The following is a 2482-nucleotide window of genomic DNA, read 5'->3' as shown; positions in this document are numbered from 1 at the left end:
GTCCTGCTCGGGCAGACGGGTATCGGTCAGCCCGCGAGCGCCACCGACTGGCCGCTCGCGGCGATCGCGGCCGTCGTGGTCGGCGGGGTCCCGCTCAGCGGCGGCGTGGGCAATGTGGGCGGCGCGGTCCTCGGCACCCTGCTCCTGGGCGTCGTCGCAAATGCACTCAATCTGTTGGGCATTTCGCCCTACTGGCAGCCAGCAGTTACCGGCGCCGTCATCCTCGTGGCGGTGGGTTTCGACAGCTATCAGCGCAAGCGCCGGGAGCTGCGCTGAAACAACCCATGAAAAGAACCAACGCATGAACAAGGGGAATGACATGAAGAGACATTTGTCCCGCCGGACCGTGCTTAGAGCGGCGACGGCCGTGCTTGCCATCGGCTTTGCCATTGATGGTCAGTCCGCGATGGCCGCCGAGCACAAGATTGGCATGATGATCTGGAACACCTCGGTTCCGTTCTATTCGAACCTGATCAAGGGCGCGCAGAACACTGCCAAGGACCTCGGCGCATCGCTAGACTTGCAGAGCGGCAATGGCGATCTGTCGACTGAGATCTCGGTCGTGCAGCAGTTCATCGCGCAGAAGGTCGATCTCATCCTGATTACGCCGAGCAACGCAAAGGGCATCGTGCCTGTCGTCAAGCAGGCGAACGAGGCCGGCATTCCGGTTATCGCGGTCAACAATCGCGTCGACACGAGTTCGGGAGCCAAGATCGCGACTTTCGTTGGCGTGGACGATGTCACTTTTGGAAAGCAGCAGGGCGAACTCCTTGCCAAGGCGATCGGCGGCAAGGGCAAGGTCGCCTATATTCTCGGCAAGCTGGGCACGTCTTCGCAGATCGACCGCAAGGCCGGCCTGATGGAAACCCTGAAGAAATATCCCGATATCAAGATCGTCGAGGAACAGTCGGCGGATTGGGATAACGCCAAGGCGCTTGCGGTCACCCAGGATTTCCTGAGCCGTTATCCGTCGGGCTCGCTGGACGCCATCATCGACCAGGGGCCGGAAGGCGTGAACGGCGCCAGCTTCGCCAAGCAGAGCGGGCGCACCGATGTCAAGTTCATCCTCGGCGACTACCCCGCCGATGTCCGCAGCGCCATTCAGGCTGGAACCGTCTTCGGCACCGTAGACCAGGATCCGGCGCCGCAGGGTGTGATGGGGGTGAAGGATGCGGTCAACCTTCTCGACGGCAAAGCCTCGGAAGTCCCCTCCCCTAACCATTTTCTCGATCTGCCGATCGTGACCAAGGACAATGTGGAGCAATTCCCTCCGGCTTGGGGCGGCTGACTCTCCCACAAGCCGCCTCGGTCTGCCTTCGGGCAGGCCCGCGATCGGCCTGGAGTCCGGGCCGGTCGCGACCGTCAGAAAGATGCGCAGCCATGCTTCTTGAAATGACCGACATTCGAAAGAGCTTCGCGGGAAGCACCGTGCTTCACGGCGTGTCTTTCAATCTCGCCAAGGGCGAGATCCATGCCTTGGTCGGCCACAATGGGGCTGGCAAGAGCACGCTGATGAAGGTGCTGGGCGGGCTTTATGCCGACCATAGCGGCACAATCACCATAGCCGGCGAGCCAGTCATCCTGGCAACACCGCGAGATGCTCACGCTCATGGCGTCGCCACCATCTATCAGGATTTCGCGCTCGTTCCCGACTTCACCGTCGCCGAGAACATCGCGCTCGGGCGCGAACCGCGCGGCGCTGCGGCAGGCCTTGTCTCGCACAGCGCGTTGAGGAAACGCTCGGCTCAGGAAGCCGCCGCCCTCGGCATCGAACTGCCGATGGACACGCCGGTACGCAGGCTCGGCGTCGCCGCGCAACAGCTGACCGAGATCGTGCGGGCGCTGTCGCAGAACGCCAGTATCCTCATCATGGACGAGCCGACAGCTAGGCTTGCACCTGCTGAGCGGGCTCATCTCTTCAGCCTGATGCGCCGCATGACTGCCAAAGGCATGGGTATCATCTACATCAGCCACTTCCTCGATGAAGTGATCGAGATTGCCGATCGCATAACCGTGCTTCGCGACGGCAAGGTCGCTGAGACCGGTCCGTCGTCGGACTTCAGCGTGGACAGGCTGGCGGCACTGCTTGTCGGCGAGGCGAAAGTGGCTTCCTCGCCATCCGCGCCCGCGCCGACGCAACTCGAAGCGGTGCGCCTGACGCTCGAGAATTTCTCGGTTTCCGGGCGGCGTCCGTTTTCGCTTAAGGTGCGTGCTGGCGAGATTGTCGGGCTTGCCGGCCTGATCGGGTCGGGACGATCGCGGATTGCTCGCGCGCTGATCGGCGACGTCGAAAGCAGTGGCATGTTGAAGGTCGACGGGAAAATCCTGCCTTCGCTCGATCCCGTCAGTGCGGGTCGGCGCGGTCTTGTGCTCGTGCCGGAGGACCGCAATTCGAACGGCCTCGTCTTGACCGGATCGGTCCGCGCGAACATCGAGCTGACGGCGCTCGCACCGCTGATGTCGAGCTTCGGCATCGTAAGGC

At 62.7% G+C, this 2482-nt stretch carries 2 protein-coding genes and 1 pseudogene; all 3 read left to right on the top strand.

The window, feature by feature from the left end; translation table 11 throughout:
- Positions 1 to 276 (top strand): annotated as a pseudogene (locus tag EOD07_RS30715) (ABC transporter permease); the annotation flags it as partial.
- A gap of 43 nt (positions 277 to 319) precedes the next feature.
- Complete coding sequence (locus tag EOD07_RS30710) at positions 320 to 1288, top strand: sugar ABC transporter substrate-binding protein (protein WP_164772706.1); 969 nt, start codon at positions 320 to 322, stop codon at positions 1286 to 1288.
- Positions 1289 to 1392: 104 nt separating this feature from the next.
- The coding region (locus EOD07_RS30705; protein WP_164772705.1) for a sugar ABC transporter ATP-binding protein at positions 1393 to 2482 on the top strand (1090 nt) is incomplete at its 3' end.

Source organism: Mesorhizobium sp. M2C.T.Ca.TU.002.02.1.1, assembly GCF_003997225.1.
The sequence above is the reverse complement of the archived record's forward strand: the minus strand, read 5'-3'. Positions and strand labels throughout refer to the sequence as shown.

Coding starts and splice junctions, on each gene's coding strand:
- EOD07_RS30710 (WP_164772706.1), top strand. CDS start 320: ATGAAGAGACATTTGTCCCGCCGGACCGTGCTTAGAGCGGCGACGGCC.